This is a genomic window from Streptomyces sp. NBC_01012 (assembly GCF_045162755.1).
Lineage (GTDB): Bacteria > Actinomycetota > Actinomycetes > Streptomycetales > Streptomycetaceae > Streptomyces.
In genome coordinates this window covers 1,186,339-1,201,282 of record NZ_CP108688.1, presented here as the reverse complement: position 1 = coordinate 1,201,282, position 14,944 = coordinate 1,186,339, and the positions used below count along the sequence as shown (strand labels likewise).

13 protein-coding genes are annotated in these 14,944 nt (G+C 69.2%); 6 read left to right on the top strand and 7 right to left on the bottom strand.

The genetic code is table 11. The features are described from left to right. Positions 1-3: 3 nt before the first annotated feature. Together OG623_RS05125 and OG623_RS05120 are read left to right on the top strand one after the other, a co-directional pair. Positions 4-648, top strand: a complete 645-nt coding sequence (locus OG623_RS05125) for an amino acid ABC transporter permease (RefSeq protein ID WP_406144659.1) — start codon at positions 4-6, stop codon at positions 646-648. Next, positions 645-1,517: an amino acid ABC transporter permease gene (locus tag OG623_RS05120; protein ID WP_406144657.1), complete on the top strand. Its 873-nt coding sequence runs from the start codon at positions 645-647 to the stop codon at positions 1,515-1,517. Before OG623_RS05125 ends, OG623_RS05120 begins: the two co-directional genes overlap by 4 nt. A 488-nt stretch (positions 1,518-2,005) precedes the next feature. On the opposite strand, the gene OG623_RS05115 is transcribed toward OG623_RS05120, so the two are convergent. Then, on the bottom strand, positions 2,006-3,625 hold the full coding sequence (locus tag OG623_RS05115) for an MGH1-like glycoside hydrolase domain-containing protein (protein WP_406144656.1): 1,620 nt from the start codon (positions 3,623-3,625) through the stop codon (positions 2,006-2,008). Between the two features lie 350 nt (positions 3,626-3,975). Between OG623_RS05115 and OG623_RS05110 the strand changes: the two genes are divergently transcribed. The 3 genes from OG623_RS05110 to OG623_RS05100 all read left to right on the top strand — a co-directional run bounded on the left by OG623_RS05110 (position 3,976) and on the right by OG623_RS05100 (position 6,601). Further along, positions 3,976-4,227 carry a ricin-type beta-trefoil lectin domain protein gene (locus OG623_RS05110; protein WP_406144654.1) on the top strand — a complete coding sequence of 84 codons (252 nt, stop codon included), beginning with the start codon at positions 3,976-3,978 and terminating at the stop codon, positions 4,225-4,227. Positions 4,228-4,261: 34 nt separating this feature from the next. Next, complete coding sequence (locus tag OG623_RS05105; RefSeq protein WP_406144652.1) at positions 4,262-5,716, top strand: glycoside hydrolase family 76 protein; 1,455 nt, start codon at positions 4,262-4,264, stop codon at positions 5,714-5,716. Between the two features lie 96 nt (positions 5,717-5,812). Beyond that, positions 5,813-6,601, top strand: a complete 789-nt coding sequence (locus OG623_RS05100; RefSeq protein ID WP_406144651.1) for an SGNH/GDSL hydrolase family protein — start codon at positions 5,813-5,815, stop codon at positions 6,599-6,601. A 109-nt stretch (positions 6,602-6,710) separates the two neighbouring features. On the opposite strand, the gene OG623_RS05095 is transcribed toward OG623_RS05100, so the two are convergent. Continuing rightward, complete coding sequence (locus tag OG623_RS05095; protein WP_406144650.1) at positions 6,711-7,100, bottom strand: winged helix-turn-helix transcriptional regulator; 390 nt, start codon at positions 7,098-7,100, stop codon at positions 6,711-6,713. 105 nt (positions 7,101-7,205) lie between these two features. On the opposite strand from OG623_RS05095, the gene OG623_RS05090 reads away from it, so the two are divergent. Beyond that, positions 7,206-7,604, top strand: coding sequence for a VOC family protein (locus OG623_RS05090; RefSeq protein ID WP_406144648.1), 399 nt, complete (start codon positions 7,206-7,208; stop codon positions 7,602-7,604). On the opposite strand, the gene OG623_RS05085 is transcribed toward OG623_RS05090, so the two are convergent. The 5 genes from OG623_RS05085 to OG623_RS05065 form a co-directional block, all read right to left on the bottom strand. After that, positions 7,598-10,804, bottom strand: a complete 3,207-nt coding sequence (locus OG623_RS05085) for a family 78 glycoside hydrolase catalytic domain (RefSeq protein ID WP_406144646.1) — start codon at positions 10,802-10,804, stop codon at positions 7,598-7,600. The genes OG623_RS05090 and OG623_RS05085 overlap by 7 nt on opposite strands. A gap of 222 nt (positions 10,805-11,026) precedes the next feature. Continuing rightward, positions 11,027-11,773, bottom strand: a complete 747-nt coding sequence (locus OG623_RS05080; RefSeq protein ID WP_406144644.1) for a hypothetical protein — start codon at positions 11,771-11,773, stop codon at positions 11,027-11,029. Between the two features lie 72 nt (positions 11,774-11,845). Then, positions 11,846-12,649 (bottom strand): SAM-dependent methyltransferase, encoded by an 804-nt coding sequence (locus tag OG623_RS05075; protein WP_406144643.1) that lies wholly within the window; start codon positions 12,647-12,649, stop codon positions 11,846-11,848. Positions 12,650-12,743: 94 nt separating this feature from the next. After that, positions 12,744-13,508, bottom strand: coding sequence for an enoyl-CoA hydratase/isomerase family protein (locus OG623_RS05070; protein WP_406144641.1), 765 nt, complete (start codon positions 13,506-13,508; stop codon positions 12,744-12,746). 85 nt (positions 13,509-13,593) lie between these two features. Next, positions 13,594-14,847, bottom strand: a complete 1,254-nt coding sequence (locus tag OG623_RS05065; protein WP_406144639.1) for a cytochrome P450 — start codon at positions 14,845-14,847, stop codon at positions 13,594-13,596. Positions 14,848-14,944 lie beyond the last annotated feature (97 nt).

Genomic DNA, 14,944 nt, shown 5'->3' with positions numbered 1-14,944 from the left:
ACCATGGATGTACTGACAGACAACTTCTCGCTCTACGGCAAGGGTTTCCTCGGCACCGTCGAGCTCACCGTGTACGCCTCGCTGCTGGCGCTGGCGCTCGGCTTCGTCATGGCGTCCTTCCGGGTCGCGCCCGTGGGCTCGCTCCGGGCGATCGGCACCGTGTGGGTCGCTGTCCTCCGCAACACCCCGCTGACCCTGCTGTTCTTCGCCGTACTGCTGGGCCTGCCGCGCTTCGGACTCGTCCTGCCCTTCCAGCTGTTCGCTGTCCTGGCGCTCGGCTGCTACACCTCGGCCTTCATCTGCGAGGCCCTGCGCGCCGGCATCAACACCGTGCCGACGGGGCAGGGCGAAGCGGCCCGGAGCCTCGGGATGTCCTTCGGACAGACCCTGAACAACGTGGTGCTGCCCCAGGCCTTCAGGTCGGTGATCCCGCCGGTCGGCTCGACGCTCATCGCCCTCGCGAAGAACTCCGCCATCGCCGGGGCCTTCAGCGTCACCGAGCTGCTCGGCACCTACAAGACCCTCAACGAACTCGGCTACAGCATCATCTGGTCCTTCGTCTGGATCGCCGTCGGATACCTGATCATCACCCTCGCGATCAGTGCGATCTTCAACGTGTTGGAGAAGCGCTGGGGAGTCGCCCGATGACCCACTCCACCGCCACCGCCACTGCCCTGTACGACATCCCCGGGCCCGCCACCCGCAAGCGGCACTTCCTCTACGGGATCCTGTCGACGGCCGTGATCCTCGGGCTGTTCGCCTGGCTCCTCTATCTCCTCTTCGACACGGACCAGTTCACCAGCGCGAAATGGACACCCTTCACCTACAAGGGCATCCAGGAGCTGCTGCTGCGCGGGCTCGGCAACACGCTCAAGGCCTTCGCCTTCGCGGCGGTGCTCTCCCTCGCGCTCGGGGCGGTGCTCGCCGTCGGACGGCTCTCCGACCACAGACCGGTGCGCTGGATCGCCACGGTGCTGGTCGAGTTCTTCCGCGCCATGCCCGTACTGGTGATGATCTTCTTCATCTTCGTCGCGCTGAAGGTCCAGCCGCTGCCGGCCCTGGTGGCCGGGCTGACCCTCTACAACGGATCCGTGCTCGCGGAGGTGTTCCGTACGGGGATCAAGTCCGTGGAGCGCGGGCAGCGGGAGGCGGCGTACGCGCTGGGCCTGCGCAAGACGCAGGTCACCACCCATGTCCTGGCCCCGCAGGCCGTCCGCGCGATGATGCCCACCATCATCAGCCAGCTCGTGGTGGCGCTGAAGGACACCTCGCTCGGCTATCTGATCACCTACGAGGAGTTCCTCCACGCGGGCAAGCTGATCGCGTCGAACCTCGACTACGACCTGCCGTTCATTCCGGTGGTCATGGTGATCTCGCCCATCTACATCGGGATGTGCATGCTGCTCTCGTGGTTCGCGACCTGGATGGCCAGACGGCAGCGGCGCAACCCGAAAACGGAGGGCACGGGCGTCGCCGCCGCCGGACCGGGGACGGTGCTGCCGGGCCGCCCCAAGTAGCCATCGGCGAGCCCGCCCGGCAGCAGCCGGTGATCACTCCCCGCACCGCGGACATGCCGGTGGGGGAGAAGGTCAGCTGTGTGCCGGCCGGGTCGCGGCCGATGCGACGAGGACCGGCGAGGTCACCGGGCGACATGTGACCGGCCCGGACCCGTGGGCGTGGAGTACGGCTCCACGCCCACGGGGGAACGGCCGTCCCGGCGCCGGGTTCCAGGCAAGGCGAGGGGGAGGTCACACCCCCGGGAGGGAGATCGTCAGACTCCCCGCGCGGTAACGGCGAACGCCCTTACGCGCGAGGGAGCCGCACTGCGACATGCCGCCGGTCCCGGCCCGTACCGGTCCCGGGGCGTCCGGGCCTCAGCCGCAGGCCCGGCGCCCCGAGACCGGTCCGCGGTGCGGGGCGCGGGGGTGACCGGGGAGCCTGCGGGGCGCCGAGGACGAGGGAGCCTGCGGGCCGGCCGGGCCCCGGGGTGACCAGGGGCCTGCGGTCACCGTCCACCGCTGGTGCGGGGCCGTGGCTCCGCGTCCGACAGGGTGATCTCCACATCGTGCTTCCCCGACAGGGAGGCGGGCACCGAGTTCGCCGAGGTCTCCGCGCCGTCCAGCGTGAAGGAGCTGATCACGTTGCCTGAGCCGTGCAGCGAGATGTCCAGCTCCGCGTCCCGATAGCTGACGCCGTTCAGCGTCACGTCGCCCCAGCCTGCGGGCAGCGTCGGCCTGAAGTCGATGCCGTCGGTGCCGAATTCCATGCCGAACAGACCGTTGTCGATCATCCGCAGATAGGCCGTCGCCGACCAGGCCTGGTCGGGAGCGGCGTCCCAGTGGCTGCCGGTCTGCCAGCCGCCGTCCACCTCGCCGGTCCGTGCGTTGTAGATCTCGGCGAACTGTCCGCTGCTGTCGGCGAGTCCGGCCAGCGCCCGCACCTCGTCGGCGAAGCGAGCCTGATCGCCGGTCCGCGCGGCCGCGTCGGCCCAGTAGCCCTGCACCATCGGCCAGACGACCCCGTTGTGGCGGCCCGGTCGGTCGTCGCTGTAGCGGGCGAAGTCGGGGTAGGTGTCCACGATGCCGTACGGCTGGATGTGCGCGTTGCGCATGATCGACCGTGCCTGGCTCGCGTCGGCGATGCCGAAGAGTACGGCGAAGGACAGTCCGGCGCCCTCCTCGGTCACATCCAGCTGCCCCGACAGACTGTCGTCGCCGTGGATGAAGTAGCCGTACATGCCCTTGTCGGGGATCCAGAGATGCTGGTTGATCTTCTCCTTGAGTGTGTCGGCGGAGGCGTCGAGTGCGTCGGCCTCGCTGTCCGGCCTGCCCAGGGCGGCGGCCATCTGCGCGGCGCTGCGGTAGGCGGAGAAGTACAGGGCGTTGGTGCTGAGTGCCATGATCGACGAGGTGTCGGGGTAGTCGCCGACGAAACTGCCGTGGCTCTCGGTGTCGTCGGCCGGCGGCGCCGGGTAGCCGGCGATGCCGTCGTTGAAGAACGACGGCCCCTGGAACAGTCCGAAGGCGCTGTTGAAGTCCTGGCTCCTGCGGAGGTCGAGTGTGTTGACGGCGACCTGATAGGCGTGGGACAGGAAGGTCTCGTCACCGGTGACCAGGTAGTGGTTCCAGGCTCCGGTCATCCAGACGACCTGGTCCCACTGCTGGTTGTCCTGCTGGACGATCAGCTGCCCGTCGGGCTGCTTGACCACGGCCGCCCACAGGGTGTTCGCGGCCTGCGCCGGCTCCAGCAGGCTGGCTGCGTTCCAGGTGTTCACCGCCGCGTCCCTGGTCCACGGCTGCTCGTAGCCGCCACCCGCACGGATGAACTCCTGCGGGTCGTCGGTCATCAGACCTGAGGAGTTGTAGACCGCCGGGTCGTACGGAACGGTGTTGATGTCGAGCACGTTCGTCAGTGCCTCGGCGTACGGCGCACCGAGCTTCGCCTGGGTGGTGGAGTCGGCGAAGGTGAGCGTCGGACGGTCGGAGGGCTCGGCCGCGGCCGCCGCCCCCGCGCCCGACGCACCTGCCCCGGTGACGGCGGACACGGCGAGGATCAGTGCGCCCGCCAGGGTCGGCAGCCGCAGGTGACGCGGCCGGGGGCGCGGTGTACGGACAGGTATCGGCATCGGGCACCTCTCACAGTGATCGGTCGGGAACCCCGGCAGCATCGGCGCGGGGGCTCACTCGGGCAGGCTCCATTTCTGAAAGGAGCTGACAACGTTGTCGGCGGTAGCAACGTTGCCGGCCCAGGACGCAAGAGTGCACAGGCGAAGATGGAGAGCGCTCTCTGAAGTTAGCTACCCGGCATGGCCGCGTCAACGGTCCGTGCATGCGGTCGGATCAATCGCGGGGTCCCCGGACAGTCGTGCGCAGGGGCGTAGTTGATGTAGTCCCGGGTCGTCGGCGGTCCGCGCCGGAAGGCCAACTCTCTTCGGTCGGAGGTCTGTTGCTTTGTTCGCGAGTTCGGTCGATTGTGTTGACAGGTGTTCCGAATCTGTCCTTTGTTTTCGGGGGTCCCGAGACGGCCAACGGCACGCCGGTCGAGCTGTGGGACTGCCACGGTGGCGACAGTCGGAAATGGACCTGCACGGACTCGGCCGGCGCACTGGTGAACTCCGCGTCGGGCCGCTGTCCCGGCATACCCGACGCGGGCACCGACGACGGCATCCAGCCGGCGATCCGGGACTGCGACGGCGCGCAGGTCCAACAGTGGATCCTGTCCTCCTGACCCGGGGCGGGACCTGACATCCGAGGAGTTCTCCATGAAGTCACGAAGATCCATGTCATCAGTCCTGTTCACCCTGCTGGCGACGTTGTCCGCCGCCGTCGTCGGCGGGGTGTCGTCCCCGACGGCCCGCGCGGCACCGACGGGGGTCGTCTGCAACACCTACTGCGACGCGCGCGATCCGGGGCTGACCGACCAGGACCGCGTTCCTGTCACCGCCACGGTCGACGCGCGCTCGATCGAGCTGCACTTCGACGACGCGGACGCGATGGGCTGGGCGTCCATCGACGGCGGCGGGCCCGGCGACAGCGTGTGGCTCGACCGGTCCATGGACGGCGGCAGGACCTGGGACGGGGACAGCCGTCTCGGTGACACCGCTGTGCCCGAAGGCGGGCAGGGCTGGCGCACACAGATGTACAACGTCGACGACTGGAACACCAAGGGGGTCGGCGCCCTCAGGGCCTGCGGGCAGCCGGTCGACGGCGGCATCGCGTGTACGCCGTGGGCCCGCACCACCTGGAACGCGGGCAGCCGCAGCACAGCGGCGGCCACCGCCCTGATGATGTCGTACGACCGGGGCAGCAAGCTCTTCGGCGGCGACGGCTGGTGGACCGCCGCCAATGCCCTGACCGCGATCATCGACAACAGCCGGATCAGCGGCTCGGGCAGCTACACCTACGCGATCGCCGAGACGTACGACCGGAACATCGACGCGCAGGGCGGACAGTTCCGTAACGAGTACCTCGACGACACCGGCTGGTGGGGCCTCGCCTGGATCGCCGCCTACGACCTGACGGGTGACGGCCGGTATCTCGACACCGCGCGGGCCGACGCGGACCACATGAGCGACAACTGGAACGACACCTGCGGTGGCGGGGTGCGCTGGAGCACGGAGGGCAACTACAAGAACGCCGTCACCAACGAGCTGTACCTCCAGCTCACTTCGGCCCTGCACAACCGGATCCCCGGTGACACCGCCTATCTGGAGCGGGCGACGGACGAATGGAACTGGTTCCGGGGCAGCGGCATGATCAACGGTGACCGTCTGATCAACGACGGGCTCGACGACGCCTGCGCCAACAACGGCCAGCCCACATGGACGTACAACCAGGGTGTGATCCTTGGTGCGTTGACAGAGTTCCACCAGGCGACCGGTGACTCCGCACCCCTGACGACCGCGCGTGAACTGGCCGACGCGTCCACCGTCCGGCTCGAGACCGACGGGGTGCTGCGCGAACCGGGCGAGGGCGACGACTGCACAGGGGACGGTCCGAGCTTCAAGGGCGCGTACGTCCGCGGACTCGGCACGCTCGACCGCCAACTGTCCGACCATCCCTACGCCTCGGCCCTCACCCGGTGGGCGGACAGCGCCTACGACCACGACCGCAACGAGCTCGACCAGTACGGCCCGCACTGGAGCGGCGGGGACGGCGCCCCCGACTACGGCTGCCAGCAGAGCGCCCTCGACCTCCTCAACGCCGCCACGGGCTGACGGTGGCCCGGGGCGTGTTCCGACACACGGCCCGGGCGCGTCCCCGACCGATCCCGGTACATCCGCATCTGCAGAGGACTGATGATGAAGAGACCCTTGACGACCCTTGCCCTGACGGCCGCTGCCGTCACCGGCCTGCTCTGGGCCGGCATGCTGCCCGCATCGGCGGCGGACACCGAAGCCGGAGGACCCCCAGCCCCGGCCGCTGCCTCCGCCTTACGTGTCATGCCACTCGGTGACTCGATCACCGACGGCATCGGAAGCAGCACCGGGAACGGCTACCGAGGCCCGCTCTGGGACGAGTTGAGCGCCCAGGGGTACTCGCTGGACTTCGTGGGGACGTCCCGCGCGGGGTCCATGCCTGACCCCGACAACGAGGGTCACTCCGGCTGGCGGATCGACGAGATCGCCTCCATCACGGACGCTTCGCTGTCCCGCTACCGGCCCAATGTCGTGACCCTGATGATCGGCACCAACGACCTCGGCCAGGACTACGAGGTGCCCACCGCACCCGACCGGCTCGACTCCCTCATCGACCAGGTGGTGGCCGACGCCCCGGACGCTACCGTCCTGGTCGCGTCGCTGACCATCTCCACGAATCCCACGATCGAGGCGAACCGGGGCGGATACAACCAGCGGATCCCGGGGATGGTCGAGGAGAAGCAGGCAGCGGGCAAGCATGTCAGCTACGTCGACATGGGCGCCCTGACCGCCGACGACCTGGCCGACGGACTGCACCCGGACGACGCCGGCTACCAGAAGATGGCCGACGCCTTCAACAGCGGCATTCGAGCCGCGGACGCCGCGGGCTGGATCGGTGAACCCGTCCCCATCGAGGGTCAGGTGGGGTCCGGGACCGCGGGCACGTACGCGGGCGCGCTGTAACTCCTGCGGCAGATCCGAAACGGAGACCGGGTACCGCCTCCCGTACGAGACGGCACCCGGCCTTCGCCCCCCGGCATCCCGGCCGGCGCAGCCCCTGTGATCGCCTCGACTACGTCCGCACGCTGTCGAAGCGCCGTCGAGCCGCTTCGATCTCGTCCAGGTACCGGCGGGTCCATCCGCACATGCCGTTGACCGTGTCGCGCAGTGCTGCGCCCGGTTCGGTGAGGCGGTAGTCGACGCGCGGCGGCACCTCGGCGTACACGGTCCTGCGCACCAACCCGTCCCGTTCGAGCCCGCGCAGTGTCTGGGCGAGCATCTTGTGGCTGATGCCTTCCACCCCGTTGAGCAGTTCGGTGAACCGGAGGGTCCGGTCTGCCAGCACATTGATGATCAGCAGCGCCCACTTGTTGGCCACACCGGAGAAGATCTCGCGGGCCAGCGAGTCGGCCCGCGTCACGTCCCCGTCATCGGGTGTGCGCCTGACCTGGTCGGTAACCACCAGGTTCCCCTCTCACCGCAAAGTGCGTTCTTCCACGTCAGAGCTTACGCACTTACGGTGCCTCGGTAACCAGAAGATACCGGCACCTGAGGACTGGAGCAGCTCATGAGCATCCTGAAGACATACGCCCGCCTGTGGACCGACGACCTCGACCAGGCGCTGCCGCTCCTGGTGGAACTCACCGGCGCGCAGCCGGAACTGCGGCTGGCCTTCGAGTCCGTGGAGCTGGCCGCCGTCGGCGACTTTCTCGTGATCGCGGGACCGGCCGACGAGCGTGCGAAGTACGCGCACGCCTCGGCCACCGTGGTCGTCGAGGACCTGGACGCCCTGGCCGCGACCCTGAAGGCCGCCGGCGCCACCATCACCACCCCCATGGCGAGCGGCCCCACGGGGCGCTTCCTCTACGCCCGCCACGCCGACGGCTCGGAGGTCGAGTACGTCGAGTGGGTCCCGGAGCTGGTGCGGCGGACAGCGGGGTCCGGACCGCGCCCTGTTGCCTACTGACGCAGCGCGATCACCGTGGTGCCCGAGCCGACCGGGCCCACCCGCAGCACGGTGCCGGTCAGGTCGTCGAACGACGTCACCCCGACGCGTCCGTCCGCGCCCGCCACCCGGTACGCCGCCGGGTCGGCACCGCCGATCTCCAGCTCCACCACTGCCCGGGCGTTGGGCGGCACGCTCACCTCGAGGGTGTGCGTGTCCTGGGAACGGCGCAGGGCGACCGATACCGGGCCGCGCAGCGACGGGACGGTTCCGTCGACCTCGGTCAGGCTCCCGGTCCTGGGCCGGATACGGAACCCTGCCGCGCCCGCCTCCGTCACCTGGACGCCCAGTACGTGCCGGGCCACGACGTTGGCCGGGGCGGAGGCCCAGGCGTGGGAGAAGGTCATGTTCGACTTCAGCGAGGGGTCCCACGCCTCGCCCACGATGGTGGCTTTCAGCTCGTCGATCATGTGCAGCCAGGAGTTGGTGCCGCTGGAGGTCAGCAAGGCGAGCGCGGAGTCGGCGCGGCCGAGCAGGAACAGTGCGTCGAGCAGGAACTGCGCCCCGTAGACGCTCATCTTCATGCCGCCCGCGGCGAGTGTGTCGCCGAGCCTGGCCAGGACCGGGTCGTCGAAGCCGGCGGCGACGCCGAGCGCGACCGGGAAGGCGGTGGCGTGCTGGGCGCTGTGAGCGGTGCCCGCGCCGTCGAGGAACCGGCTCCCGGAGGGGTCGAGCAGTGTGTCGCGCATCGCGGCGCCGAGAGTGTCGGCCCGCTTTCTCATCGACGACTCCTCATCCCTCCTGCCGAGGGCGGCGGCGCACTTGGCGAGGGCGCCGAAGGCCGCGTACTGGAAGGCGTTGACCACGGTGTTGACCTCGGTGAAGACGTAGCCGTCGCGGTTTGTCGCAGGCCAGTCGACCAGGTCGCCGAGGTCCTCGCTGCTGTTGCCGGGCGACTTGTGGACCAGTCCGTCGGAACCCAGGAAGGCGGTGAGGTTCTTGGCGGCGAGCAGGGCGTAGTCCTTGGCGAGCTGCCGGTCGTCGCCCGTGGCGAGATAGTCCTCCCAGGCGGAGATCGCGCACATCAGCCGGTACTCGGTGGGCCAGGTGCCCTGGCGGACAAGGTAGTCGTTGGACCACCGGGCGAGCGCGAACGAGCGCTGCACACCGTACTCGGAGAGCTGGTTGATCAGCGCGTCGCCCTCGTAAGGGCCGCGCTCACGGGTCGGAGTGTCCTGGTAGAGGTCGCCGCGGGTGGCCTCGATGGAGTAGCGGCACAGGTCCCAGACCCGGTCGAGACCGGGGTCCGAACTGTGGAAGGAGGAGTCGGATCCGTCCCAGTCGAGCTTCCAGGCGCGGCCCTTGACGGTCGCCAGGGACAGGTCGACGGAGGTACGCAGCTCGGCCCAGCGGAAGCCGCGGTAGCCCCAGTGCTCGAACCGCTGGGCGCCGTCGCGCAGGGTCCACACCTCGCGGTAGACGTTGGTGGCCCGTAGCTCGTACTTCACGGTGCCGTCAGCGTTGAGCTCCTCGCCGAGGCGCACCTCCAGGGTGTCGCCCGCGGCCCCGGTGACCTCCAGGGCCAGACCGCCGGCGATCTCCCGGCCGAGGTCCACCAGCCAGCGGCCGTCGGCCACCTCGGTCACCGAGGCCGGGATGACGTCGTGCAGCCGTACGGGCTCGATGAGCGCCGGGACCAGCCCGCCGACGGCCGGGCGGGTGGCGGGGGAGGACCAGGCAGTGTCGTCGAAGCCGGGCTCGGTCCAGCCGACGGGCTCATTGCGCAGATCCCAGTGCTCCTGGGGCACGGCGAAGAAGCTGCTGCCCGCACTGCCCCCGGGCGGGAGCAGACCGTCCTGGCCGCGGGCCTTCCAGTCGTCACCCGAGCCGATGGTGGCCCGGCTGCCGTCGCTGTAGGTGATCTCCAACTGGGCGAGGAACTTCTGCTCCATGGTGGTGTGGCACAGCGCGGCCAGGGCATTGGCGCGGCCGGCGCGCAGCGTGCCGGTGATGTCGAAGGACTGGTAGGCGACCCCGGAGCCGGAGCGCACGGAGGCATAGCCGACCAGGCTGCCGTTGCTCCACACCTTGGCCACGTACTGGCGGGCCGGGCCTGGGGAGGTGGCGGCGACGTGCAGCACGGCGGCGGCGACCGTCCTGCCGGACACCAGCCGGTACTCGTGCCGCAGCAGCGCCCAGGTGTCGTCGGTGCCGTAGGAGGAGAGCGAGGAGGCGTCGGCGGGGAAGGTGAGAACGCCGTCCGCGACGGTGCCCGCGGAGAGGGTGCCCCTGTCGGAGGAGAAGTCGTCCTGGAGCAGCACCGTGCCGTCAGACGTGGTGAAGCGGAGGCTGTCGTACACCTGCGACTCCGTACGGCCGTTGCGCAGGCCGATGTTGCCCGAGGTGTGGCGGGTGTGTGTGGTGGTGTCGACGACGGTGCCGTTGACGCAGGTGGTGAAGGTGGAGCCGCTCATGGTGACGGAGAGGTCCACCCACTCGCCGGTGGCGATCGGAGTGGGCAGCGTCACCTCACCGATGACGCTGTACGTACCGTCCGTGCACACGTGCTTGCGGAGCACTCCCGCTGTGTCGTCGGCGCGCAGCTGCCACATGTAGTTGTTGGCGGTGTCGGTGGCCCGGAACCACAGACCCGCAGCCACTGAGATGATCTTCAGCCGGGTGGTGAAGGTGCCGTCCGTGAGAGTGGGCCCGGCCGGGACCCAGATGGGCTCTGCCTGCCACCGGTCCTCCACCGCGGTCGCCATCAGCACCGGCTCCGACCACGACGACCGCTTGTCCCCCCAGCTGCATACCCGCCACCAGTAGGCGGTACGGGGTTCGAGCGCCGGACCGTCGTAGGCCACGGCGGTGGACCCGGCGGCAGTCACCTTGCCGCTGTCCCAGACCAGTTGACGGTCCTTGAACCCGGCAGGGGTGGCGGCTACCTCCAACTGGTACGCGCGCTGCCGGGTGCCGGGGCCGAGATCGGGGACCTGCCAGCTGAACCGGGGCCGCTGTCCGGCGGTGGTGCTGAGTGCCCGCGGCAGCAGGTCGGTCAGCAGACCGGTGGGTGCCGGGGTCCTGCCCGCGTCCTTCGGGGCGGCGAACGCGGGGGATCCGGTGAGCACGACGGAGGCGGACGCGGCAGCCCCCAGCCGCAGGACGGTTCGGCGCGGCAGATGGCGTGGCATGGGCAGCCCCGGATGATTGAAAGGTTTCACGCAGATGCTTCGGAGGTTAGGTGCTCCCCGGAAATTCAGTCAACCAGTACGACAGGAGAGGCGGCCAGGTCGAGTGAATCGATTTAAGCGGTGGCTGTTCTGAGGAGCTGGAGCTGTGCTCGTGTCGCCGTCGACCAGTGCGACGTGGTTGTCCACTTCGGGTGCGGCCACGCCGGGTGCTCCGGTGGCAGCCGCAGTCCGAGGAAGCGACGCCGGTGCCGGTCAGCTCGTGGCGCGGTGCGAGGTGCGTGGGGCGGCGGGGAGTGGGGCCTGGGCGGTGCGTGTGACGTCGCCGACCAGTTCGACGACATCGGGCCCGTAGGCCTGGGAGTTGACCACCTTCAGCAGCAGGACGAAGGATCCGCCGCGGTGCTTGCGCTGGAGTTTCTCGTAGTTGCGCATCAGATAGCGGGAGGCGGCCTGGTTGGTGATGGCGCGCTGTCCGCAGAACAGGAAGACGGGGCGGGCGTCCTGACCACCCGTCAGTCGTGCGAGCAGGACGTGTTCGGACACCCCGGGTTCCAGCCGGTAGCGCTCCGAGCCGACCTGGAAGGCCGCGCGGTCGGGGCCGGGTTCCGGGCCGGTGTTGATCTTCACGCCCGGCAGCAGGGATTGCAGGTGCGCGGCCATACGGCGATTCGACCCCGGGCCGCCGACGCAGAACTCCGTGCGCTCGCCGAAGCCCTGGTGGGCTGTGTCGTGGGACACGATCTGCGCGTGTGCGGCGCAGTCCTTGATCAGAGCCGAGAGTTCGAGCAGGGCGAAGACGTCGTAACGGTGGACCGCGCCGTCGCCCCCGGCGTCGCGGTTGACGACCAGCAGGCATTCGGAGTTGCCGGGCAGCCCGAAGAAGGCCTGTTTACGGCGGAGTCTGCGCCGCCACAGGTAGGTGCGGGCGAGCCAGCCGAGGGCGGCGCTGATCCCGGCGGCTATCAGGCCGAGCACGATGTTGCGTACGTCGTCGTTCATGGGCGGGCATGTTAGCGGTTCGTTCGGACGTATGGCCGAGGCGGCCCTGACGGCGCAGGGGAACGGAGACGGCTACCGCTTGACGGCCACGAACCCCCACTGGTCGACCGGCGCCCCGACGGGGGGCTCGTCGGGGCGCCACAGGCTGATCGAGCCGAAGCCGGGCTCGACCAGCTCAAGGCCGTCCGCGAACGTCGCCATGACCTCCCTGGGACGCGAGATGTACGCCGCGGCACCGCCACTGGCGTACTCGTCGGATCCCGCCTGCGTTTCCGGAGTCTCGATGGTGTCGCACAGCATCAGGTGGCTCCCCTCGGGCAGCGCGTCCATGTAGGTGCGGAGCAGTGCCGAAGCCTCGCCGGCGTCCGCGACGTGTCCCAGCGTCGAGAGCACCATCACGGCCACCGGCCGGTCGAGATCCAGCGTCCGAGCGGCCTCACGCAGCACCGTAGGCGCGTCCGTCAGGTCCGCGTGCACATAGTCCGTCGCCCCTTCGGGGTGACTCGTCAGCAAGGCACGCGCGTGCGCCAGGACGATCGGGTCGTTGTCCACGTACACGACGCGCGCCGCCGGCTCGACCCCCTGAGCGACCTCGTGCGTCGCGTTCGCCGTCGGCAGCCCGGTCCCGAGGTCCAGGAACTGCCGTACCCCGGCCTCACCGGCGAGAAAGCGCAGCGCTCGCGCCTGGAAAGCCCGGGAGGCGCGTGCTATCTCGATGATCTGCGGGTACAGCTCCGCCATCGTTGCCCCGAGCCGGCGGTCCACCTCGTAGTTGTCCTTGCCGCCGAGCCAGTAGTTCCACACCCTGGCCGAATGCGGCGTGCCCGTGTCGATTTCATCCGCCGCCGCCATTCGAATGCCCTGCTCGTCAGCCATCGGCCCTCCTCGCGTCGCACATCGGCTGCGGGGGACGGCCTCGGTCCCGCGCCTGCCCATGCTTCCTCAGCAGTAGCCTCCGCACCAGCCCGGATCAGCGGCGCCGGGCGGCCTCGGCCGCGGTGACCGCGGCGGTCAGCAGCTCGGCGTCGAACAGCGTGGCATCGCCGAGGCGGTTGGCGCCGGCGTAGGAGTTCAGCATGGCCTTCGTGCTGCGCAGCGCCGTGGGGGAGCGACGCAGCAGCGGCTTGGTCCAGCGCTCGACGGTGGCATCGAGCTGGTCCTCCGGAACGACCTTGTGCAGGATGGCCAGTTCGGCGGCCTGGCCGGCGTCGAACCTGTCGGCGGTGAGCAGCAGCTCCCGGATCCGGGCGGCACCCGTCTCGTACAGCATCCGGGCGGTGATCCCGCCCCAGGCCGGTGGCACGCCGAGTCCCAGCTCCGGGATCCGGTAGTGGCTGGTGTCCGCTCCGACGCGCAGATCGCAGAAGACCGCGAGTCCGAGTCCCGCCCCCACGACGCCGCCGTGCAGCCGCGCGATGGTGACGACCCCGGTGTTCGCCAGCAGGTCGCACATCCGGCGCGCCTTGTTGGCGAGCGCGCGCATGCTCGCGTTGCCGGTCTCCGGCGAGAGCAGGGAGGGGAATTCGGTGCGGTCTCCGCCGAGACAGAAGTCGGAGCCGGCGCCGGAGAGGACCAGGACGCGGGTGGTGGGATGGTCGTCCAGTGCGCCGAGTACGGCGAGGAGCTCGTCCAGGAGCAGTCCGGATATGGCGTTTCCGGTCTCCGGACTGTTCAACCGGACTCTCACCACCGCGTTGTCGTGCTCGACGTGCAGGGTCTTGAGATCATCGATCATATTTCTTGATTCCTGACGGACGGTTTCTGACGGACGGTTTCTGAGGACTGGGCACGACGAAACGGTTCCTCTCGGTGCGGACGGTTCAGGCCGGTGTCACCATGAGGTGGTTGAGCCGGCGGAACGAAACCCGGGGCTCCCAGGCGGGCGGTTCGCTGATCCGCAGCCGGGGCAGCCGATCCAGCATCGAGGTCAGCAGCAGGCTGCCTTCCAGCCGCGCCAGGGGCGCACCGAGGCAGTAGTGGATTCCGCTGCCGAAACCGAAGTGAGGCGGCTTACGGCCGATGTCGAACGTCTCGGGATCCTCGTACTGCCGAGGATCGTGCTGGGCCGCTCCCACCATCAACTGCACCATCTCGCCCTCGTGGACCAGGGTGCCGCCCAGCGTGATGTCGTGCGGCGCCACCCTGCTGATCGCGTGGATCGCCGGGTCGTAGCGCAGGGTCTCGTCGACCACGTGCGGGATGTACTCGGGGTGGGTGCGCAGCCGCTCCACCTGCTCGGGGTGTTGCAGCAGCAGCCGGAACATGCTGGACAGCAGGTGCTCCGTGGTCTCCAGGGCGGCGACGATCACGAAGACCGTCATGGAGTGCGCCTCGGCGTCGGCCTTCTCACGGTCCGGTTCCAGCGTGTCCCAGGTCGCCAGCCACGAGGAGACCGGGTCGTCCCCCGGCCTCGCGCGACGCTCCCGCACCAGCGCGGTGACGTACTCCTGGAGCCCGTGAGCCGCCGCGTCCGCCCGTGCGAGTTGGCTGGGGGAGGGGAAGAACTCCTGGCTGAGAGTCTGGTCATTGGTCAGGGACCTGAGCCATGGATAGTCCGCTGCCGGAAGATTCAGCCATTCCCCGATCGACCTGACGGGCAGCTCGTCGGCCACCAGGGAATTTAAGTCCGCAGGGCCCTTGAGCAGAGCTTCGTCGAAGGCGTCGAGCACCTTCTCGACATTCCTGGCTATCGAAGACTCTATTTCCGCCAGTTTCGTCCGGTCGAACATGGTGCCCGCCGAACGCCGCACTCTCGTATGCCGGGGCGGATTGAGCATGGGAAGCGATTTCGCCGTTTGGAGCGAGGCCGGTGTGTTCCAGCGCGCGGCGTTGGCCTGGCCGGCTCTCCATTCCGTATCAGGCACTTTCCATGTTCTGCTCCGTATGACCTCGTCGCAGAGAGCGTACGAGGTGACGAGGTGTCCGCCCCAGGGGGAGGGGAAGATATCCCCGAGCGCCCTCAGTTCGGCGTAGAGGGGCCGGGGATTCGACTGGCCCTTCCCGGTGCGCAGCCGGGAGAAAAGAGAGGCCACCGTGCGGCGGTCGACGGTTGCGGTCGGCAGGGTGGGTTCCACGAGAATCTTTCTCTCAAAGGATCACGTATGGTTTCCAGCCCTGACTACCCTTCGGGTGGAACACCCATGCGACCGCACTCACCTATATGGTGTGGGC

Coding starts and splice junctions, on each gene's coding strand:
- OG623_RS05125 (WP_406144659.1), top strand. CDS start 4: ATGGATGTACTGACAGACAACTTCTCGCTCTACGGCAAGGGTTTCCTC.
- OG623_RS05120 (WP_406144657.1), top strand. CDS start 645: ATGACCCACTCCACCGCCACCGCCACTGCCCTGTACGACATCCCCGGG.
- OG623_RS05115 (WP_406144656.1), bottom strand. CDS start 3,625: ATGCCGATACCTGTCCGTACACCGCGCCCCCGGCCGCGTCACCTGCGG.
- OG623_RS05105 (WP_406144652.1), top strand. CDS start 4,262: ATGAAGTCACGAAGATCCATGTCATCAGTCCTGTTCACCCTGCTGGCG.
- OG623_RS05090 (WP_406144648.1), top strand. CDS start 7,206: ATGAGCATCCTGAAGACATACGCCCGCCTGTGGACCGACGACCTCGAC.
- OG623_RS05080 (WP_406144644.1), bottom strand. CDS start 11,773: ATGAACGACGACGTACGCAACATCGTGCTCGGCCTGATAGCCGCCGGG.
- OG623_RS05075 (WP_406144643.1), bottom strand. CDS start 12,649: ATGGCTGACGAGCAGGGCATTCGAATGGCGGCGGCGGATGAAATCGAC.
- OG623_RS05070 (WP_406144641.1), bottom strand. CDS start 13,508: ATGATCGATGATCTCAAGACCCTGCACGTCGAGCACGACAACGCGGTG.